At 59.7% G+C, this 21,719-nt stretch carries 10 protein-coding genes, 2 tRNA genes and 3 rRNA genes; 1 reads left to right on the top strand and 14 read right to left on the bottom strand.

The genetic code is table 11. The annotated features are described in order from the left end of the window. Positions 1-44: 44 nt before the first annotated feature. The 14 genes from OPV09_RS28215 to OPV09_RS28280 all read right to left on the bottom strand — a co-directional run bounded on the left by OPV09_RS28215 (position 45) and on the right by OPV09_RS28280 (position 20,011). Positions 45-1,124, bottom strand: a complete 1,080-nt coding sequence (locus tag OPV09_RS28215) for a tartrate dehydrogenase (protein WP_072457799.1) — start codon at positions 1,122-1,124, stop codon at positions 45-47. A gap of 38 nt (positions 1,125-1,162) precedes the next feature. Then, complete coding sequence (locus tag OPV09_RS28220) at positions 1,163-2,653, bottom strand: DUF3482 domain-containing protein (RefSeq protein ID WP_072457801.1); 1,491 nt, start codon at positions 2,651-2,653, stop codon at positions 1,163-1,165. Further along, the gene (locus OPV09_RS28225) at positions 2,650-4,128 is read right to left on the bottom strand and encodes a DUF2868 domain-containing protein (protein ID WP_072457803.1); all 1,479 of its coding nucleotides are present in this window, start codon (positions 4,126-4,128) and stop codon (positions 2,650-2,652) included. The genes OPV09_RS28220 and OPV09_RS28225 overlap by 4 nt, the downstream gene beginning before the upstream one ends. A 62-nt stretch (positions 4,129-4,190) precedes the next feature. Next, a complete protein-coding gene (locus tag OPV09_RS28230; protein WP_072457805.1) occupies positions 4,191-4,880 on the bottom strand; it encodes a hypothetical protein in 690 nt (229 codons plus the stop codon). Positions 4,881-5,195: 315 nt separating this feature from the next. Next, positions 5,196-5,308: ribosomal RNA gene (gene rrf / locus OPV09_RS28235) — 5S ribosomal RNA — on the bottom strand. Positions 5,309-5,446: 138 nt separating this feature from the next. Then, positions 5,447-8,322: ribosomal RNA gene (locus OPV09_RS28240) — 23S ribosomal RNA — on the bottom strand. A gap of 240 nt (positions 8,323-8,562) precedes the next feature. Next, positions 8,563-8,638 (bottom strand) — tRNA-Ala (locus OPV09_RS28245). A 19-nt stretch (positions 8,639-8,657) separates the two neighbouring features. Further along, positions 8,658-8,734: transfer RNA gene (locus OPV09_RS28250), tRNA-Ile, on the bottom strand. A gap of 81 nt (positions 8,735-8,815) precedes the next feature. Next, a 16S ribosomal RNA gene (locus OPV09_RS28255) occupies positions 8,816-10,346 on the bottom strand. The 16S, 23S and 5S rRNA genes sit together here with 2 tRNA genes alongside, the layout of an rRNA operon. Before the next feature lie 387 nt (positions 10,347-10,733). Continuing rightward, a complete protein-coding gene (locus OPV09_RS28260; RefSeq protein WP_219329286.1) occupies positions 10,734-11,462 on the bottom strand; it encodes a YfaP family protein in 729 nt (242 codons plus the stop codon). Between the two features lie 29 nt (positions 11,463-11,491). After that, positions 11,492-13,150, bottom strand: coding sequence for a DUF2300 domain-containing protein (locus OPV09_RS28265; RefSeq protein ID WP_338680061.1), 1,659 nt, complete (start codon positions 13,148-13,150; stop codon positions 11,492-11,494). 23 nt (positions 13,151-13,173) lie between these two features. Continuing rightward, the gene (locus tag OPV09_RS28270) at positions 13,174-17,730 is read right to left on the bottom strand and encodes an alpha-2-macroglobulin (protein WP_338680063.1); all 4,557 of its coding nucleotides are present in this window, start codon (positions 17,728-17,730) and stop codon (positions 13,174-13,176) included. Continuing rightward, positions 17,727-18,407, bottom strand: coding sequence for a DUF1175 family protein (locus OPV09_RS28275; protein ID WP_338680064.1), 681 nt, complete (start codon positions 18,405-18,407; stop codon positions 17,727-17,729). The genes OPV09_RS28270 and OPV09_RS28275 overlap by 4 nt, the downstream gene beginning before the upstream one ends. Further along, a complete protein-coding gene (locus tag OPV09_RS28280) occupies positions 18,404-20,011 on the bottom strand; it encodes a DUF2138 family protein (protein WP_338680065.1) in 1,608 nt (535 codons plus the stop codon). Before OPV09_RS28280 ends, OPV09_RS28275 begins: the two co-directional genes overlap by 4 nt. Positions 20,012-20,146: 135 nt before the next feature. Here OPV09_RS28280 and OPV09_RS28285 point away from each other — a divergent pair, with 135 nt between their 5' ends. Beyond that, positions 20,147-21,667: a B12-binding domain-containing radical SAM protein gene (locus OPV09_RS28285; protein ID WP_072457594.1), complete on the top strand. Its 1,521-nt coding sequence runs from the start codon at positions 20,147-20,149 to the stop codon at positions 21,665-21,667. Positions 21,668-21,719 lie beyond the last annotated feature (52 nt).

The following is a 21,719-nucleotide window of genomic DNA, read 5'->3' on the forward strand; positions in this document are numbered from 1 at the left end:
TTGGGGAGGCGAACTATAGCAAAGCCACCCACGGCCGGCAAGCTTTATTTGAGCAATTCGGCAACCGCCATGCCCACATCGGTTGTACTGGCGCTGCCGCCCATATCCGGCGTCCGCGGACCATGCTCAAGCACCTGCTCGATGGCGCGCACAATCGCGTCATGCGCCGCCGTGTAATTGGCATCGCCATTGCCGAGGAAGTCCAGCATCATGGCGCCCGACCAGATCATGCCGATCGGGTTGGCGATATTCTGGCCGTAGATATCGGGTGCGGAACCGTGCACCGGCTCGAAGACGGAGGGAAAAGTCCGCTCCGGATTGATATTGGCCGATGGAGCGATGGCAATCGTCCCCGTGCAGGCGGGGCCCAGGTCAGACAAGATGTCGCCAAACAGATTTGAAGCGACCACCACGTCGAAACGTTCGGGGCTCAATACAAAGCGGGCAGCCAGGATGTCGATATGGTATTTATCCCAGTGGACATCGGGAAAGCTCGGGGCCATGGCTTCCACCCGCTCATCCCAATACGGCATGCTGATGGCAATGCCATTCGACTTGGTGGCCGATGTCAGGTGTTTCTTGGGCCGGCTTTGCGCAAGCTCGAATGCGTATTTCAATATCCGGTCAACGCCCTTGCGGGTAAACACGGATTCCTGCAGCACCGTTTCGCGCTCCGTCCCCTCGAACATGCGCCCGCCTACGGATGAATATTCTCCTTCCGTGTTTTCACGCACCACATAAAAATCGATATCGCCCGGCTTTTTATTCGCCAGCGGGCACGGTACGCCCGGCATCAGCCGCACAGGACGCAAGTTGACGTATTCATCGAATTCACGCCGGAATTTTAATAAGGAGCCCCATAGCGAGATATGGTCAGGCACCTTGTCCGGCCAGCCCACGGCGCCAAAATAGATGGCGTCGAAATCCTTGAGCTGCGCAAACCAGTCCGAAGGCATCATTTGCCCGTGTTCCAGGTAATAGTCGCAGTTGGCCCATGCCATCGTCGTAAACTGCAGGTCGATATTGAAACGGCGGGCAGCCGCTTCCATCACACGCAAGCCCTCCGGCATGACTTCATTGCCAATGCCGTCACCGGCGATGACGGCGATTTTATGTGTGCTCATGGGATACCCTGTTGGAAATAGGCGATGGAAGCCTGTATTTACATCAGCTGCGCCACGTCCGGGTACAAACGCGCCAGCACATCGGCAGTGATCGCCGTGATGATGGGTTGCACACGTTCGGCCGCCAGTTCATTGGACTTCTCGCGGCGCACTTCTTTCCATAGCTCGGCCAATGCGCCCTCATGGCGCGCCACCGCCTGCTCGACTTCATCCTGCCAGAAGGCCGGCGCCTCGCTTTCAACAAAGTTGCCGCGACCACGGCCAAAGTGCGCCACCGCCAGGTAACGCAGCACGCCCGCCACCACCAAGGTACGCAGGAAGGCATCCGTAAATTGCATCGTGGGCTCATTACGGTCCGTGCCGGAATTAAAGCCCCAGGCTGCGCCCGCAAACGTGAGCGCACCGACCACGCCACCAAGCAGGGCGCCCGTGCCTAGGGTCAGGCCGCCGGAAATCAGGTCGGCTGACAGGCCCGTCGCGGCACCGGAAATCATGGCCCCCAGCAAACCCGCTTGCGCCTTGTCGATCGGCGCGCGCACGGCAAAGTTTTCCCGTATGCGGCTATTGATCTTATGCGCATCGGTCGGGTCGAGTTTGTGCAGTATCAAAAGCTCGCGCGTAGTGATACCGCTGTGCGTATTGAGCCGCGCCACCAGGCTGGCCATAGCCTTTTCCTGGCGCTGCTGCTCCGCGTTCTTGCCTATGCCCACGACCTGCAAGGCCGATTTCAGCAAGCCCTTGGAGACAGGCTCGATGGCTTCGCGATCCTGCCCGGCCACTGCCAGCTGCGTGGCGATCAAGTGCATGGCCTGCCGGAAACGCGCCGTATTCTGCTCTTTCCAGGCAGCAAACAAACGCGCATAGCCGGCTTGCTGCGACTGCGGCAATAATTTACCCACGGCTTCATAAAACACGCGCTCATGTACCCAGCAGCGGGCAAAGGCATCGAGCGCCAGAACGTCGCGCACGATCGGATACTGCTGCAAATGCTCGCGCCAGCGCGCCTGCTCGCTATGTTCCTCATTGCCTGGACGCGGCGGCCCCATCTGATTGAGCAAGACCACCACGGGCTTATCGAGCCAGGCGAGGATTTTCATTTCCGCCGGCAGATAACCCGCATCCTTGGGATGCTCCGAGGAACTCACCAGGTACAGCACCACGTCGGCGGAGTCCTTGGCAGTGCGCAACGCTTGCTGGCTGAGCCAGAACGGGCGGTCGCGGTAACGGTCCAGCACTTCGCGCAGAAACCAGCCGATGGGATTGCCCGACTGTCCCAAGCGTTTGAGCAGGCGCACGGAGTCGCCAAAACCGGGCGTATCCCACAGTTGCAAGGCATCGCCCTGTGGCGTGGCCAGCAAGGTATGCGATTCGGCAAACACGGTCACGTGGGCGGCGTCGCGCACTTCGCCGATATCCACACCCACCAGGGTGCGCGCCAGGGTCGTCTTGCCATTATTCGTGTGCGAAATCAGTGCGAATTGAATCTGCACCGCATCATCCTGCACATCTTTATTCACATTCACACTCATGCTGCTGCCGATACTTTCAAGCCGACACCTGCATCAAGCGGGTGCAAGGCAGGGTTGAGCAAATTGACCACGGTGGCCGTAGTTTTATGGAACTGGCAAAACTGCTGCCACAGGGCGACTCGTTCCGCCAGGCGCGCGCCGTTATCCGCCTGCTCGCCGGCGCGCTCCAGGTAGCTGGACTCGTCGATCAGGACGGCGATGCCGCGTGCCGACGATTGCACCAGATAATCGAGGAAGGCGCCGTGATTTTCCTTTTCAGGCGTCGCCGTCAGATTGAACAGTACGGCCGTGATATTGACTTGCGGATCGTTCAAGTCCGTGCCGCGCAAGACGTCCTGCGGCTCTTCGCCGTACGACATCGATGGACGCAGCATCATGCGCCCCTGCTCGCCGAACAGCATGATGGAAAGCTGGCCCAATCCCATGTGGCGTGCTTCATCGACAGTAAAGCTGTACGGCAAGACGCGCAGCATGCCACCCGTGGCCACGCCAATGCTTTCATTAAGCTTGCGGAAATACGGCTGATCGAGATCCAGCGGAAAGTTCCTGGCCAGGCGCGCGGCGCGCCAATTGTTGAACAGGGCCAGGATCAGGCGGGGAACGACGACCAACAGAAAGATGGTTGCCGCATACAAATGCACCCAGCGCGCGCCACCTTCGATGGTCGTCGTTTGCGGGAAGCGCAGTGCTTCGATTTCCGCCAGCGAAAAACCTTGCAAATGAAACAGGGCAATAGCCGGTGCAAACAAGGTCGAAAGCAGGCTGTGCACTTGGCCGGGATTTAAAAAGGTGCTTTCCCAGCCGGCCGCATATTGCGACAGAAAGCCGCGGGCATACAGTGAGGCAACGGCGCCGATGGCAAACATGGCGGCGCTCAGGTGGATGGTACGGCTCAGGCGCGCGGCCGTCAGCTTGGCGCTCAAGTGTGCCCATTCCCCCATGAAACTGAGCAAACCTGAAGACAAGGCGTGCGGCAGTTTGCGCGGCAGGGCCAGGCGGCCCACGCTCAGGTGACGCACCAGTCCCGCCTTCGGCCAGCCGAGCGAGTGCGAGGGAATGCATAGCCAGATCAGCAAGCCCAGGTAGACCAGCACATTCCAGGCGATGATCAGCAACAAGGGCGCAGACAGCAAGTCGACGCGATGGGGATCCGTGATGCGGTCGAGCCCGGCGCCCAGCAGCAAGGCCAGCAATGGCAAGGCCAGCGCCAGGGTCTTCATGCCGTTGCGACGCTTCGCGAAGGCAGCGAAAGCGGGGGTGCGCTCGGTGATGCGCTTGATGATCAGCTCGGAACGCTGCTGCAGGAAATCGTCACCTGTCACTTCGGCCTGCTTGCCCGAAGCTTGCCACTGCGCAAGCTCACGCGCGCTGCGGCTGGCATACATGCGGTCGTCCTCGCTGAGGACTTCTTTTTTCTGGTCGGCCGTCTCGATAGCACGGACCAATACCACTTCTCTCGCAATCTGCTCGTTCATGGTGCTCCTGTTTTTGTATGAAACGACAACTCGACAGGCAGATTGTGACGTACTTTCGTGTTTCAGGCCAACGCGTCCTCGGCCCGGAACAAATGATGCAGCAGATAGATCAGGAAAGAAGCGATCCAGGCAGACCACAAGGTGTGCGTAAAGAATTGTGTACCTTGCAACTGTTGCTGCCAGCTTGCCGCCAAACCGCACAGCAGCATGATGCAGGCGAACAGCAGCGCCGTGCGTGGCCGTCCGGGCAGGCAGAACAATGGCAAGGCCAGCATCCACCAGGCAGCGTTCGCCTGGGTAGCGGGCAGACATGCCATGGCAGATGCGCTGGCCGGCAACGTTTCCAGCAGGCGCGTGTATGGTTCCAGTCCGCCGTAACGCAACAAATCCGTGGGACAGGGCACGTCGCTGAAGGAAGAGAGCAAATAGATGCTTAATGGCACGAAGATAGCCGACAATGCCACTACGCACAAGGCGCTGCGGCGTGATGCCAGCCAGGCCAGCGGATGCAAGGTGTCCCAGACGGCCAAGCAGATCAAGGCGGCGCCAAGCAAGATCATGCAGAGCTGGAAACTGCTCGCCCACGCGCTGTCAGCACCGGCAAATTGCCCGCGCGCGCGGTCGAACATACTGTCGGCGATCATGAGGTCGACGTTGCTGTAGTTACCGATCCAGAGTATCAGCATGGCCGAGAGCATCAGGACGCTATCGATGCCTTTGGGAGTTTTGACGAGTTTAAGCTTGGCCAGCATGGGTGCACACACTACTTGATGAGAATGGAAGTCATCGTACAGTGTCAATATGAAGAGAACATGACGATGCCCGCCGTGCACAACATGTGGTGATAAATGACAAAGGCAGCGCGTAGCGCTGCCTTTTTTTGTCTGTTGCATTGGCTGCTGAGTTGTCGGATTACGCTACGCTAATCCGACCTACCGGCCATCCAATAAACGTAGGTCGGCTTAGCGCGCAGCGCGTAAGCCGACAAGCACCCGCGGCGCCCAACAAACCACCAGACGTAAAAAAACCCCAACCGGATCACCGGAAGGGGTTTTTTCGAATAACAAGCCTGACGATAACCTACTTTCACACTGGTTGCAGCACTATCATCGGCGCAAAGTTGTTTCACGGTCCTGTTCGGGATGGGAAGGGGTGGGACCAACTTGCTATGGTCATCAGGCATAACTTGTACTGGCATTTGTCCTCAATGGAGCGACAAAGCCTGAATCTGGAAGAAGCAAAGATTGGGGTAATGACTGGTAGTATCAACACACACGCAACGTTGTACCGTCTTATCCTCTGTACCTGCTAAGGTTATAGGGACAAGCCGTACGGGCAATTAGTACTGGTTAGCTTAATGCATTACTGCACTTCCACACCCAGCCTATCAACGTCCTGGTCTCGAACGACCCTTCAAAGAGCTCAAGGCTCTGGGAAATCTCATCTCAAGGCAAGTTTCCCGCTTAGATGCTTTCAGCGGTTATCTCTTCCGAACTTAGCTACCCGGCAATGCCACTGGCGTGACAACCGGTACACCAGAGGTTCGTCCACTCCGGTCCTCTCGTACTAGGAGCAGCCCCCTTCAAATTTCCAACGCCCACGGCAGATAGGGACCAAACTGTCTCACGACGTTTTAAACCCAGCTCACGTACCACTTTAAATGGCGAACAGCCATACCCTTGGGACCGGCTACAGCCCCAGGATGTGATGAGCCGACATCGAGGTGCCAAACTCCCCCGTCGATATGAACTCTTGGGAGGAATCAGCCTGTTATCCCCAGAGTACCTTTTATCCGTTGAGCGATGGCCCTTCCATACAGAACCACCGGATCACTATGTCCTACTTTCGTACCTGCTCGACTTGTCAGTCTCGCAGTTAAGCACGCTTATGCCATTGCACTATCAACACGATGTCCGACCGTATCTAGCGTACCTTCGAACTCCTCCGTTACACTTTAGGAGGAGACCGCCCCAGTCAAACTGCCTACCATGCACTGTCCCCGATCCGGATAACGGACCAAGGTTAGAACCTCAAACAAACCAGGGTGGTATTTCAAGGTTGGCTCCACGAGAACTAGCGTCCCCGCTTCAAAGCCTCCCACCTATCCTACACAGATTGGTTCAAAGTCCAATGCAAAGCTACAGTAAAGGTTCATGGGGTCTTTCCGTCTAGCCGCGGGTAGATTGCATCATCACAAACATTTCAACTTCGCTGAGTCTCGGGAGGAGACAGTGTGGCCATCGTTACGCCATTCGTGCAGGTCGGAACTTACCCGACAAGGAATTTCGCTACCTTAGGACCGTTATAGTTACGGCCGCCGTTTACTGGGACTTCAATCAAGAGCTTGCACCCCATCATTTAATCTTCCAGCACCGGGCAGGCGTCACACCCTATACGTCCACTTTCGTGTTTGCAGAGTGCTGTGTTTTTATTAAACAGTCGCAGCCACCAGTTTATTGCAACCCTTTCACCCTCATGGAGTAAACCAATCAAGCTACCGGGGCGTACCTTTTCCCGAAGTTACGGTACCAATTTGCCGAGTTCCTTCTCCCGAGTTCTCTCAAGCGCCTTAGAATACTCATCTCGCCCACCTGTGTCGGTTTGCGGTACGGTCTCGTATGACTGAAGCTTAGAGGCTTTTCTTGGAACCACTTCCGATTGCTTCGTGAGCAAGCTCACTCGTCCCATCCCCTTGAATCCTGCGCCCGGATTTGCCTAAGCGCCTTCTATGAGACAGAAACTGACTATTCCAACAGTCAGACAACCTTCCGCGATCCGTCCCCCCATCGCATCATACGACGGTGCAGGAATATTAACCTGCTTCCCATCAGCTACGCATCTCTGCCTCGCCTTAGGGGCCGACTCACCCTGCTCCGATGAACGTTGAACAGGAAACCTTGGGCTTACGGCGTGGAGGCTTTTCACCCCCATTATCGCTACTCATGTCAGCATTCGCACTTCTGATACCTCCAGCATCCTTTACAAGACACCTTCGCAGGCTTACAGAACGCTCTCCTACCATATCCAATAAAGGATATCCGCAGCTTCGGTGACTGGCTTAGCCCCGTTACATCTTCCGCGCAGGACGACTCGATCAGTGAGCTATTACGCTTTCTTTAAATGATGGCTGCTTCTAAGCCAACATCCTGACTGTTTTAGCCTTCCCACTTCGTTTTCCACTTAGCCAATCTTTGGGACCTTAGCTGGCGGTCTGGGTTGTTTCCCTCTTGACGCCGGACGTTAGCACCCGACGTCTGTCTCCCAAGCTCGCACTCATCGGTATTCGGAGTTTGCAATGGTTTGGTAAGTCGCAATGACCCCCTAGCCATAACAGTGCTCTACCCCCGATGGTGATACTTGAGGCACTACCTAAATAGTTTTCGGAGAGAACCAGCTATTTCCAAGTTTGTTTAGCCTTTCACCCCTACCCACAGCTCATCCCCTAATTTTTCAACATTAGTGGGTTCGGACCTCCAGGGCGTGTTACCGCACCTTCATCCTGGCCATGAGTAGATCACTTGGTTTCGGGTCTACACCCAGCGACTGATCGCCCTATTCGGACTCGATTTCTCTACGGCTTCCCTATTCGGTTAACCTTGCCACTGAATGTAAGTCGCTGACCCATTATACAAAAGGTACGCAGTCACGGAACAAGTCCGCTCCTACTGTTTGTATGCACACGGTTTCAGGATCTATTTCACTCCCCTTCCGGGGTTCTTTTCGCCTTTCCCTCACGGTACTGGTTCACTATCGGTCGATTACGAGTATTTAGCCTTGGAGGATGGTCCCCCCATATTCAGACAGGATGTCACGTGTCCCGCCCTACTTGTCGTACGCTTAGTACCACCGGTCCGATTTCACATACGGGGCTATCACCCACTATGGCTCCTATTTCCAGAGGATTCTGTTATCGGTCCGACTATCACGTACAGGCTCTTCCCATTTCGCTCGCCGCTACTTTGGGAATCTCGGTTGATTTCTTTTCCTGCAGCTACTTAGATGTTTCAGTTCGCCGCGTTCGCCTTGCATACCTATGTATTCAGTATGCAATACCCTAAAAGGGTGGGTTGCCCCATTCGGAAATCTGCGGATCAAAGTGTGTTTGCTCACTCCCCGCAGCTTATCGCAAGCTACTACGTCCTTCATCGCCTGTAATCGCCAAGGCATCCACCATGTGCACTTATTCGCTTGTCCCTATAACGTTAGCCTCTGAAAACCGAAGTCATCAAAGAGCGCTACAGGGATAAGAAAGTACAACGTTGTTGCTTGTTTGTTGATACATACAATCATTACCCATCGATTCGCTTTTTACGGCAAACCGATCAATAAATAATCTTTACTTCTTCCAGATTGTTAAAGAACATACAGCACTTGGTCTCGAAAAGACCAAACCTAAATTCAATCACCGATGTGATTAACTTACGTTTGAACTTTTGGTGGAGGATGACGGGATCGAACCGACGACCCCCTGCTTGCAAAGCAGGTGCTCTCCCAGCTGAGCTAATCCCCCTGAGATTTACTACAGAAACTGGTAGGGCTGGTTGGACTCGAACCAACGACCCCCGCGTTATCAACACGGTGCTCTAACCAGCTGAGCTACAGCCCCAAATGCTGTTCTTTATATTAACAGCCGATAAGTGTGAACATTTGATGCGTGAACCATTTACATGATTCGTGCAAACTCTAGAAAGGAGGTGATCCAGCCGCACCTTCCGATACGGCTACCTTGTTACGACTTCACCCCAGTCACGAATCCTACCGTGGTAAGCGCCCTCCTTACGGTTAAGCTACCTACTTCTGGTAAAACCCGCTCCCATGGTGTGACGGGCGGTGTGTACAAGACCCGGGAACGTATTCACCGCGACATGCTGATCCGCGATTACTAGCGATTCCAACTTCATGCAGTCGAGTTGCAGACTACAATCCGGACTACGATACACTTTCTGCGATTAGCTCCCCCTCGCGGGTTGGCGGCGCTCTGTATGTACCATTGTATGACGTGTGAAGCCCTACCCATAAGGGCCATGAGGACTTGACGTCATCCCCACCTTCCTCCGGTTTGTCACCGGCAGTCTCATTAGAGTGCCCTTTCGTAGCAACTAATGACAAGGGTTGCGCTCGTTGCGGGACTTAACCCAACATCTCACGACACGAGCTGACGACAGCCATGCAGCACCTGTGTACTGGTTCTCTTTCGAGCACTCCTCAATCTCTCGAGGATTCCAGCCATGTCAAGGGTAGGTAAGGTTTTTCGCGTTGCATCGAATTAATCCACATCATCCACCGCTTGTGCGGGTCCCCGTCAATTCCTTTGAGTTTTAATCTTGCGACCGTACTCCCCAGGCGGTCTACTTCACGCGTTAGCTGCGTTACCAAGTCAATTAAGACCCGACAACTAGTAGACATCGTTTAGGGCGTGGACTACCAGGGTATCTAATCCTGTTTGCTCCCCACGCTTTCGTGCATGAGCGTCAATCTTGACCCAGGGGGCTGCCTTCGCCATCGGTGTTCCTCCACATATCTACGCATTTCACTGCTACACGTGGAATTCTACCCCCCTCTGCCAGATTCTAGCCTTGCAGTCTCCAATGCAATTCCCAGGTTGAGCCCGGGGATTTCACATCAGACTTACAAAACCGCCTGCGCACGCTTTACGCCCAGTAATTCCGATTAACGCTTGCACCCTACGTATTACCGCGGCTGCTGGCACGTAGTTAGCCGGTGCTTATTCTTCAGGTACCGTCATTAGCAAGAGATATTAGCTCTCACCGTTTCTTCCCTGACAAAAGAGCTTTACAACCCGAAGGCCTTCTTCACTCACGCGGCATTGCTGGATCAGGCTTTCGCCCATTGTCCAAAATTCCCCACTGCTGCCTCCCGTAGGAGTCTGGACCGTGTCTCAGTTCCAGTGTGGCTGGTCGTCCTCTCAGACCAGCTACTGATCGATGCCTTGGTAGGCTTTTACCCTACCAACTAGCTAATCAGATATCGGCCGCTCCACGAGCATGAGGTCTTGCGATCCCCCACTTTCATCCTTAGATCGTATGCGGTATTAGCGTAACTTTCGCTACGTTATCCCCCACTCCAGGGTACGTTCCGATATATTACTCACCCGTTCGCCACTCGCCACCAGAGCAAGCTCCGTGCTGCCGTTCGACTTGCATGTGTAAGGCATGCCGCCAGCGTTCAATCTGAGCCAGGATCAAACTCTTCAGTTTAATCTCTGTTACTTTGCCATTTTATTGGCACCGTCATTGCTGACGGGTCGCTCACTCAAAAAACTGACAGGCTACTTCCGAAGAAGTATCCTATTTCATTATTTCTTGTGAACATTTGATATTTTAAGTTTTACGCTGCTTGCGCAGCGCTGCACTTACATCAAATGCCCACACTTATCGACTGTTAATTGTTAAAGAACTGTATTCGGTACTGCTTTCGCGCTATCGACAAAGCGTTGTGTTTGTCAGTTGCGAAGAAGGAAGAGTATGAAGCATTTCGCTACGTCCGTCAACTCCTTCTTTTTCTCTACTTTACTCAGCATTTGCATGCGTCGTTCAGCGAGGGGGCGAATTATAGCCAAGCAACAGCCTGTCCGCAAGAGACATTTATGGCAAGACAAACGATTTCACCAGGGTCAGCTCGCCCGCCGCCCGCATCGGCACCTGGAAGCTTTGCAGCTTTTCGCGCGGCGTGCCTTCGTTGGTGATGATCGATATGCGCGCGACAGTCAGCATGGCGGTGTTTTCGCCGCTGCCGTAGTAATTGACATAGGCGTGATAGTTGCCCTTCACGGGCGCCGCGCTGGAAAAGATTTCCGGACCATAGCCAGTCGTCACGTCCACGTCCAGCGCGCCGCCATCTTTTAATACGCGGTTGCCATACCAGGCGTGGCCACCATCCGGCGTGACCACATGCAGATCGAGGTCGGTGCCGGCACTGTCCCAAGACAGCACGATGCGCAGGCGCGCCTGGGTCTTGCCCTGGTAGCTGTCGACAAACTGGGTGCGCGCGCGACTCCTGCCATCGGGCGAGCGTACTTCCACGCTGTTCGAGCCGCTGCCGAAACCGTAAGGCCGGCCATAGCTGCCATCCTCACCAACTTCCATCGGCATCGCCACGCCGTTGACCACCAGGGTAGCGGGCTTGCCCTTGACGGCGCCCGCGATACGGCCCCGTATCTGCGCCGTTTCAGCCTGGCCCGGCTGCAGGTTGACCGACGCGGCGGGGTAATTGACCGCTTGCGTATAGTCCTCGCGCGCACCGGCCGAATTGCGCCAGCCGCTCTTCGGTGCGTCGATGGTGACCTGGGCCTGCGCCCATAGTGGCAATAGCATTAGCGGAATCGCGCAACGGATATAAAAACTCACAGGGCCTCCAGGTTAAGGTCGACGAGCCGGCGTGCCAGCCGCTCGACATATTCTTCGTCCTGGCCGCGCGGATGATTGCGCAGGCCAAGGTGTAAATATTCATGGGCCAGGGTGATGCGGTCTTCGCGCGTGGCCAGCGGCCGCATATAAATGCGGTTGCGCGACTGCTCCGAATATGGCGCGCCGCTCTGCAAGGCGCAGACCAGCGGCGCTTGCGGCGGCGCTTCATAACCGGCCTCGCGCAGCAGCACGCGCTGCCAGCGCGGCACGGACCGCGCCAGCCAATCCTCGTTCTGCGCCAGGCGCCGGCAACGCGCGCCCGTATTGCCGAAGGTGCTCAGGGCGCCGCCGGGATAGGCCGCCGCCAGCAATTCATCATAGTGCTTGCCCTGTCTGGCCTGGCGCACCGCCTCGCTCCACGCCATCGTGCCCTCGGACGCCTGGTTACTGTGATAGCGCACGGTGACGCCATCGACAATCAGCTGGTCGGTCCAGCGCGCAATCGCCAGGGCCGCTGGCGTGGCGGGGCTGGGACTGACACGCTGGGTCGCGCTGCTGTCGGCGATCTGCTGGCAGCCCGCCACCGTCACCGCGTTCTGCTGCAGATACGTGCGCGCGGCAATCGCCAGCGCCTTGGCCGCTTCCGGCTCGTTGGCATTCGCTTCGCGGTCGAGCACGCGCGCCACATATTCATTGACGCCGAAGCGGCCACGCAATTGCGGACGGCCGCCCTTCTCTTGCAGCAGCATCAGCTCGCCGGCGCTGCGCAAGGCCAGGTTCTGGCCATTGTCGAATTGCACATGGTAGCGGCCATTGAGCGGGCCAGGTGCGGCCACGCCACGTTCGCCGCGCACGGTGCGGATCGGATAGCGCTTGAAATAATCGACCACCACGCAACCGCCATCGTCGGCCGCGCCTACCGGCGGCAAGCTGGCGGCCAGCCTGGGCGCCCACTGCTCGAAGACATTGCTGCTGCCGCCCGCGCCGCCGAACCAGATCGGCGTGCCGTCGGCCAGCCAGCCGGCCGCGCCGCCGATACGTTCGTCCGTCCGGCGCCGCTCGTGCCAGGAATACGTTTTGACGCGCAACTGGCTGCCGAACCAACGCGCCGTGCCGGCGCCGCGTCCATCGAGCACCACGCGCAGTAGCGCCGCTTCGGCGTCCGCGCGGCTGGCGGCCGGGATGCTGTCCAGCGCGCGCAGCAGGCTATCGAGGCGCACCGTGCGCGCCGGCGCCAGTTGCGCGGGGTCGGACAGCCAGCCAAGGTCGCCTGCGGGCGCCGCGCCCAGGCGGCCGGTCCAGTACTGGCGCCATGAAGCCGGCGCGATCATCAGGCGCTTGGGCGAGAAAAATGGACCGCACGATTGCGCCAGCGCCGCGTCGTGGCCGATGCTCTGGCCTGCATCGCAGCAATACACCTCTTCCGGATCGCGGCCGCCGCAGCGGTAGTCCGGCATCGCCACCTTGTTATCGCTCGCGTACACATACACGAACAGCTTCCACAAGCTGGCCAGCGGTACTTGCCGCGCGCCGTCAAACGGCGGCGACGCCGTGCCACCCTGGCGCAACTGGCGCACTTCCATCTTGCCGTCACGCCACCAGGCCACATCCAGCGATGCAGACCAGGCAGGAGCGGCCAGCAACAGAGTCGCCATGAATGCAGGAAGTGCTACGCGCATCACTCGACCTTCAGCGCGCGCGTGGTCTTGCCGCCGCCTTCGAAGGCTTTCTGCTCCGGCTGATACATGCGGTAAAAGCGCGCCGGCGGCAGCACATAATTGCCCTTCTGCGCAAAGCGCAGCAAGTGGCGCACGGTCACGTCACCTTCCAGTGGCTCGATCGGCACGGCGTAGCCGTCGCGGCGCTCGGTGTGGCGCGCGCGTTCCAGCGCAGCCGGCTTGTCGCCCGCCATGACCATGCCCCAGGTAGTCGATTCGACCATGGCACCGGGCGGCAGCGCCGCTTCCAGCAAGCCAAAACGGTGCTTCGCACCCGGCGCCGCTTTCAAGGTGATTTCATCGAGGTAGAGCGCGTCCGTGCTGAGCGCTTCACCCGGCTTGACCAGCTCCGTCGTGTAGCCGCCCTTGCCCGCCTTCATGCGCAGGATGCGCCGTTCGACGGCAACCGGCAAGGTTGGCGCTTCGGCCGCGTGACTGTCGTACTGCAGCACGGCCACCGTGCCGGCCGGCGCCACGGTCGATGCGGCGAAACGCAGTTTGTCAGGCAAGCCCTTGGCGTCGGCCCAACGCCAGACCGGTTGGCCGCTGCGGCTGTCGCGTTTTTGCCAGGTGCCGTCCAGCGTGACGGCCGGCCCCTTGCCGAACGATGCACCGCCCAGCTTCTTTTGCACCCACATCAAGGTCATCGCGCGGTCCAGTGTCGGCATCTCGGCGCGCACTCCGGCCAGCACCGCGTCGGCCTGGGTAGCCGGCATTTCGCCTGCCAGCATCAGCAAGGCTTGCGCCACCGGCGCTTTCGATACACTCAACACCTGCCACGAGCTGGCCACTTGCAGCTGCAGCGAATGCGGCAGGGCGATGCCGTTCTGGGCGGCCACCAGCGCCACCAGACCAAGGCCCATCGCTTGCGCTTCGCGGTCAGAGGCTCCGCCCAACAGCAGGCTGCCGCTGTCGCCCGCCTGGCGCGGCTTGCCGCCCAGGACGGCGATGGCGCTGTCGTCCACGAGGCCCGCCGCCAGCGTCTGCGTGGGCAGGCCCATCTCGCGCGCCATCCACAACACCAGCGCGCGGTCGCCCATCGCATCCTTCAAGCCATGTTCGCTGTAGACGGCCAGCAGCTTGTTCCAGTGCTCGGGCGGCAGCTCGATGCGCAGCGCGCGCGCCGCGTACCAGTCCGCGTAATAGGCGTACGCCGTCATCAGGGCATTGCCGGCCGTGGCATTACCCCACCAGCCGAAGACGGCGTTCGGACCGGCCATCGATACCAGGCGCAGGCGTTGTGCCGTGAGCAGTGTTTGCAGGCGTTCGCTTGCAGCACCCGCGTCCGGCCCCAGGCTTTGCGTGGCCAGCGCGAGCGGAATCAAACGGCTGGCCGTCTGCTCCACGCAGCCATATGGATAGTCGATCAGATCGTCGGCAATGCGCGCGAACTGGCTGGCCGCTCCTTGAGCGAACGAGACGCGGATATTGCGCGCGTCCGCCGGCAGCTTGAGTGGAATATCACCCGTGACGCCATCAAGCGGCAGCACCAAGGAGCGCGGGCTGCTCCAGGCCGCGGGCAGGGTTTGCATGGCCGTGTCCAAGGCGTCGACCAGTTTGCCATTCTGTTTTACTTCCAGGCGCAGCGGCCCACCGCCAGCCGTCAACGGAAATTCGACGTAATTGACACCCGGTTTGGCGGACAGCTTTTCCGTCTTCGGCTGCACCCCGCCAGAGAGAACAATGTCGAGCGCCTGCTCCTTGCCCGTCTGGTTGAATACGGCCACCGAGGCGCGCGGCGCATCGCCAGCGCGCATCCAGTCGGGCGCCGTCCACTTGGCATAGAAGTTTTTATCGGAACGCAGATAGACCGTGCGCTGGCCGACGCGCCCCTGTTCATCCATCGCGCGGCCCGTGATCCTCCAGCGGGTCAGCGCATCGGGCATGGTGAAACTCACGCGCGCATTGCCATTGACGTCGGTCTTCAGCGATGGCGCCCAGTAGGCCGTATCGATATTGTCGCGGCGCGGACGTTCGAGCACCTTCACGCCACGCTCGTTGTAATTGTGTCGCGCGGGCGCGCCGGCCGTGCGGCCCTGCGCCATGTCGTAGCTGATGAAGGACAGGCTGGCCGTCGTGCGCACGTTGTTGCGGCGCGGGTGATAGAAAAAGTCGCCGATGTCCGGCGCAATTTCCGGCTGCAGCACATAGATCATTTCATCGACCACGCCCAGCGCCACCATGGTGCTCAAAGGCTTGCCATCGAGCGTCGCCGTCACATCGAGCGTGACCTTCTCGCCCGGCTGGTAGACCTCCTTGTCGCTCTTGAATTGCAGCGCGATGCGCGGCTCGATCACTTGCAGGCCCGCGTTCTCGAAGACGAAGTCGCCATTGCGCGTGTACGCCACCGAGAACGTCATGTTCGGGCCATGCTCTTCTTTTACCGGGATGCGCACTCTCCACTGGCGCGGCGCCACGCGCTTCGCCTGGTACCAGTTGGCGGCGCCGGCCATCAAGCCATATTGCTCCACCTTGTCGCGCTCGAGCGTCAACAGCGCCTGGTCGACCTTGTCGGAGAACGTGATCAAGGCTTCGGCCGTGTCGCCCGGACGATAGCGGGCGCGGTCCAGCACGATCTCGATGCTGCCCGGCGTCGTTTGCACGCCATCGCCGGCGACCCAGTGGCTGGCGGCGGCCAGCAGGTTGCCGCGCTCGTCGCGCAGCGCCAGCTGGTACGAGCCGGAGGCGGGGAACGTCACGTCCCAGCCCTTGGCATTTGGATCGAACGCGCCGTCGGTCTTGCTCTGTTTTTCCAGCTGCACCATCTCCCAGCGCACGGGCTTGGCCGCGCCCTGTCCATCGGCCAGCAAGTCGAAATGCACGGCCTGGCCAGGGTCGGAAAACTGGCGCGCCGCCTTCAACTGGTAGCTGCTGCTCGAGCGTTCTATCATCAGCTCGCGCGTCGCCTTGACGCGGTAGGCCGCGCCATCGGTCGCCAGCACGGTCAAGATGTAGCGCGAGGGATCGGCGGTGGGCGGCAAGCTGAAGTCCACATTGCCGCTGCCGTCGCTCGTCACTTCCTCCGTCTTCAGGGCCACGGGGAACAGGCCGCTGTAACGCAGCTCGCCTTCGACCATGGTGTTTTGCTGGCCACGCAAGGACAAGGTCATCTTCGCGTTTTTCACGGGTTTGCCATCGGGGTAGCGCAGCGCGATGCTGCCCTTGACGGCCTCGCCCGTCTTGAATTCCGGCTTCGAAGGCTGGACGTTGATTTCAAAGTGCGGCTTGACGTATTCAGCCACGCGGAAGGCCGCGCCATACACGCCATCCTTGTAATTGAAACGCAGTTCATAGCCGCCGGCGGTCGCTTCCGTGGGCAGGCGGAAGCGCGTGTCGGCGCCCGTCTCGCCAGACAGCTGCAGCGTTTGCGTCAGCAGCGGCGTGCCATTCGGATTGAGCACGCTCAAGCTGATCGGCGCCGCGCTTGCTGCCTGCGAGTTGCGCGCGGAGGTAAATTCGCGGCCCAAAAACTTGACGTTGACTTCATCGCCGGGCCGGTACAGAGGCCGGTCCGTCACGGCATAGATCTTGGTGTTATAGATCTCGCTGTCATAGTAAAAATTCTCGGACACGAACACGCCGCCGGCGCCGTCCTGGCCCAGCACATACGTGTGTTCGGGGCTGCCGCGCTCGAGCGAGGCAACGCCGTCGGCGCCTGTGACAGCCGACTGCAGCACGCCCGTGCCATCGGTCCACGCCACGTTGGCGCCAGCCACGGCGGCACTGTTGTCGCGCCGCGCCGTCCATACGAGCATCTGGCCGGACGAGACCTTGGTCACAGCCACCGTGTCCGACACGAATACCAGGGTGGTGGCGCGGTGTTCGCCGATGATCGCTTCGACCAGGTACAGGCCCGGCTTGCGCTTGCCCAGCGGGATCATCACATTGCCGGCGCCAGCGACGATGAAGTCGCTGCTGGAGCCATCGAGCTTGACGCCTTTCGGCGGCGCGATGGCCTTGGCTTGCCAGATCGGATAGCGGAAGCTGTCGACCAGTTCCATGCCCTTGATCGGCTTGTACTGCGGATGGCTGGCGAACACGGTGCGCCGGCGGATCGCGTCATTGGTCGCCAGCTGCGGCTGCTCTTTCGTGACGGCGAGGCGCGCTTCGCTGGAAAACAGCTTGCGCCAGGCCAGGCGCGACTGCTTCCACCAGCTATCCCACAGAAAACTCAAAGTGTTGGCCAGGCCTTCGCCCTGGTAATTGCCCTCGACCTGGATGCGGTGCAGATTGCGCTGCTTTTTCAGGAACTCCATCGGTTCGGGCACGCGGTAGACGACGATGTCGGCGCCCGAATATGCTTCCAGGTTCATGCGTCCCATGTCGCGGCCCGGCACCTCGAGGCGCACGCGCGCTTCATCAAGACTGCCATAACTGGCGTCCGACAGCAGGAAGAACGGTTCACCCTTGAAGGTCGTGTAATTGCTGGGCTCGCGCTGCTGCGCGGAGGCGCTGCCCAGCATGAGCAGCGCCAGAAAGCCCATGAAGAGCAGCTTCATGACAAAAATCGGCTTCATGATAAAAACGCCAGCCGGAACACCCCGGCGAAATTGGGATTGTTGACCACAGGTTGCCACCGCGTGTCCTTCCAGCTCGTGAGTTCTTTGATATCGACGGTCCGCAGACCATTGTCGTCGGGGGTGACGGTGCCGGTGTGGTAGGCGATGCGCGCCCCCATCCAGACCATCAAGTGCTGTTCGTCGCCCTGGTCGAAAAACAGCAGGTCGCCGGGCAGCGCCTGGCTGATTTCGCGGGCGATGAAACGGCTGTTGTGCTGCACCAGCGCCAGTGCCGTGACGAAGTGGCCGACATTGCCGCCCGTTTGCACCCAACGGTTGCGCAAGGCGGCCTGAGCCGCGCTCAGTTCCAGCTCGGGCGGCAGGCGCCGGTCGCTGGCGATGCCGTTCGCATGCAGCCACTTCGCGTCATGCACGGTGAGCGCCTCATTGACGGCAAAGCGCACCAGGCCGGCGCAATCGCGGTGCGTCCAGCGCGGCGACGGGCCACGTTCGATTTGCGCGTTGACGATGCGCAGCATCCAGGCCTGGAAGGCGCGGCTCTGTGCCTGTGACAGCTGCACCTGAGGGTCGGCAGCCGCGCGCAAGGCCCAGGCGGGCATTGCCACGGTGGCGGCGCAAGCCGCCAGCCAGCGCAAGGCGGCACGGCGTCCATGCCGTCCATGCCACAGCGTCATCGCGCGGCCTCTTGCCATTCCAGCGTTTCCCATGACGTACCGCTGGCTGGCTGCCGCTTGAGCACCATGCGCAGCGGCGGATATTTTTTCAAGGCGTTCAGGCGCGGCACCAAGTGTTCGTTGGCGGCCGCGCGCAAGACCGGTTCGTTATTCGCCGGCAGGGTATCGAAGGCTTCCAGCTGGATCAGCCGGGCCAGCGACGCCGGCGCGATCAGGCCGATCGTGCGCGAAGCATCGGGCAGCAGGTCGCTGGCGGCCGGCGCCTGCTTGCGGCGCACGGCCAGCACCTGGTCCACCAGCTTGCCGTCGGTGGAAAAGACAACGGTATTGCCGGCCACGGCCAGCGCCGGCTTGGATTGGCCCAGCGCCGTGGCGACGCTGCGTTCCCAACGCGTGGCGCCATCTTTCCCTGTCGTTTTGCGCACGGGGTCCTTGCCGGCGATGGCCGCCTCGAACAAGCTGCCATACAGAGCGTCATCACCGGCCTGCGCACTGCGCGTGGCGACAAAAACCGGTGTATGCAGCCGCGAACTGCCATACCAGCACGCGGCGGCCGGGCCTTGCAAGTGCCCGGCCAGCGGCGCCACCGGCTCCGATGTCTTGCTATCCAGGCGTTTGAGCACGGGCTGCAGCGCGGTCCAGTCGACCGGCACGCTGAAACAGGCGCTCGGGTTGTGCGGCAGCTGCGGCCACAAGGCGCTGCTGTCATAGCCGCCGTTTTTCAGTTTATCGGCATTGAGCAGCACCTTCGATTGCCAGGCGCCCTGTTGAAAATCGAAGCGCAGCGCCTCTAACGCGCCAAAGAAAGGCTGGTAGCCGAAGGACAGGAAGTCCGCCTTGACGGCGATGCTGTGGCCCTCGGGCGCGGCGCCGTCGAGATGGAATTGCGCATGAAAGACGTTCTGTTTGGCCGACTCCGGCGCCAGCAGGCTGGCCACGGTTTTCTCGGCCGTGCCATCGCCATGCTTTCCGTCGCTGCCGCCATACAGCATGCCGGGATGAGACAGGATGACCAGGCGCTGGCCATGCGCGGCAAACAGCAAGGTGCGCTGGTAAGCGTAGTTCAGCGCATACACGGGCACCTGGCCGCCATCGACGCGCAAGCTGCCGGCCACGCGCATCTGCGTATCCTTCAGGGCGATCTTGCCCGCTTCTTCCAGCAAACGCGTCAGCTGGCTGCGCGACACGGCGATGGCGAAATGCTTGAGCGAGCCGTCGGCGTCGCGCCACAAGGCCACTTCCGCCGGCTGGTCCAGCACCATGCGCAGCAGCTGGTCACCCCAGCCCAGCTCATGCTCGTAAGCGATGCGGCGCAAGCTGCCCTTGAGCCCCAGCCGGTCTTCGCTTTGCTCGTAATAGAACAGGAAATCCTCACGCAACACGTCGCGCGCCAGCGGCACCGTCAGCAAGTCGCGCGGCAAGGCCGACAGGCTTTTCGTGCGGACCAGCGCGTCGGGCCGGGATAAATCGAGCTTCAGGCCATTGACCGGCCCCATCGCGCCCCAGCCAAAAACCCGATAGCCGACCAGTGCGGCCGCTACCACGGCCACGCCGGCCAGCGTCCCGAGCAGGACTTTTTTATTGAGTACTTTTTTCGCCAGCACCTTGTATCCCTTTTAGCCTGCCGTAGCATTGACAAGTTAGTAATTATTGACAAATGGTAACATGGCATTTGTTGCCGCAGCGCACAGATGATGCGACAGCGTAAAATAGCGGTTTCGCCGTTTTCATCGCCTCCCATGACCATCCTGCTCTCCACCCTGAACGCCCGCTACACCCACGCCTCGCTGGGATTGCGCTATCTGCTGGCCAATATGGGGCCGCTGCAAGCGCAGACGCGGCTGCAGGAATTCGTCATCGGCACGAAAACCACGGAACTGGTCGAACGCATCCTCATCAACAAACCGCGTATCATCGGTTTTGGCGTGTATATATGGAACGTCGAGGAAACAACCAAACTGGTGGCCATGCTCAAGCGCGTGGCGCCCGAAGTCATCATCGTGCTGGGCGGGCCGGAAGTGTCGCATGAGGCGGGCGAGCAGGAAATCGTCAAGCTGGCCGACTACCTGATCACGGGCTGGGGCGACGTCACCTTCCCCAAGCTGTGCGGCGAGATCCTCAACGGGCCGAAGCCGCTGATGAAGATCCACGCGGGCGTGCAAGCGCCGCTGGCGGAACTGCAACTGCCCTACTCCTTGTATACAGACGACGATATCCGCCACCGCACGATTTACGTGGAAGCGTCGCGCGGCTGTCCGTTCAAGTGCGAATTCTGCCTGTCGGCGCTGGACAAGACGGCCTGGCCCTTCGCGCTGGAGAACTTCCTGGCCGAGATGGAATCCCTGCATGCGCGCGGCGCGCGCCTGTTCAAGTTCGTCGACCGCACCTTCAATCTGAACATCAAGACCAGTTTGAAGATCATGCAGTTCTTTCTCGACAAGATCGAAGCGAATCCGGACGATCCGATCTACGCCCACTTCGAACTGGTGCCAGACCACTTGCCTGACGCCTTGAAGGAAGGCATCAGCAAATTCCCGCCCGGCGCGCTGCAGTTCGAGATCGGCATCCAGAGCTTCAATCCGGACGTGCAATCGCTGGTCAGCCGCAAGCAGGATAATCAAAAGGCGGCCGACAACATCCGCTGGCTGTGCGAGGAATCGAACGCCCACTTGCACGTGGACTTGATCGCCGGCTTGCCGGGCGAGGATGAAGCAAGCTTCGCGGCCGGCTTCAACAAGCTGGTGGCCTTGAAACCGCATGAAATCCAGTTCGGCATATTAAAGCGGCTGCGCGGCACGCCCATCATCCGCCATACGGAAAACTATGGCATGGTGTTCGACCCGCACCCGCCGTACACCATCCTGGCCAATAAACAGCTCGATTTCATGAGCATGCAGCGCCTCGTGCGCTTCGCCCGCTACTGGGACCTGGTGGCCAACTCGGGCCGCTTCGCCAATACAGTGCAATGGATGCTCGGCGATGCGCCATTTGAAAATTTCATGGATTTTTCGAACTGGCTGTATGCCCACACGGACGCCACCCACCGCATCGCCATGGAGCGCCTGGCCAAGCTGGTGGCGCAATGGCTGCAGACGCGCGGCATGAGCGCGCTGGAGGCCAACGCCCTCGTGGCCAGCGACTATGCGGGCGGCGCGCAAGCGGCCGCGCACGCCAAGCCAGCCGAAGTGAATACTGGCAGCACCAAGGTGCGTCCGGACGTCGCCCTGCCGCAGCGGCAGGCGCGCCACCTGGCGTCCTGAGGGGCCGGCGATTGAACAGCGGTGGCGGTCTGCGCCATTCTCCCTTAAACTG

The organism is Janthinobacterium sp. TB1-E2, from assembly GCF_036885605.1.
Lineage (GTDB): Bacteria > Pseudomonadota > Gammaproteobacteria > Burkholderiales > Burkholderiaceae_D > Janthinobacterium > Janthinobacterium aestuarii.

Coding starts and splice junctions, on each gene's coding strand:
- OPV09_RS28215 (WP_072457799.1), bottom strand. CDS start 1,124: ATGAGCACACATAAAATCGCCGTCATCGCCGGTGACGGCATTGGCAAT.
- OPV09_RS28220 (WP_072457801.1), bottom strand. CDS start 2,653: ATGAGTGTGAATGTGAATAAAGATGTGCAGGATGATGCGGTGCAGATT.
- OPV09_RS28225 (WP_072457803.1), bottom strand. CDS start 4,128: ATGAACGAGCAGATTGCGAGAGAAGTGGTATTGGTCCGTGCTATCGAG.
- OPV09_RS28230 (WP_072457805.1), bottom strand. CDS start 4,880: ATGCTGGCCAAGCTTAAACTCGTCAAAACTCCCAAAGGCATCGATAGC.
- OPV09_RS28260 (WP_219329286.1), bottom strand. CDS start 11,462: ATGCTATTGCCACTATGGGCGCAGGCCCAGGTCACCATCGACGCACCG.
- OPV09_RS28265 (WP_338680061.1), bottom strand. CDS start 13,150: ATGGCGACTCTGTTGCTGGCCGCTCCTGCCTGGTCTGCATCGCTGGAT.
- OPV09_RS28270 (WP_338680063.1), bottom strand. CDS start 17,730: ATGAAGCCGATTTTTGTCATGAAGCTGCTCTTCATGGGCTTTCTGGCG.
- OPV09_RS28275 (WP_338680064.1), bottom strand. CDS start 18,407: ATGACGCTGTGGCATGGACGGCATGGACGCCGTGCCGCCTTGCGCTGG.
- OPV09_RS28285 (WP_072457594.1), top strand. CDS start 20,147: ATGACCATCCTGCTCTCCACCCTGAACGCCCGCTACACCCACGCCTCG.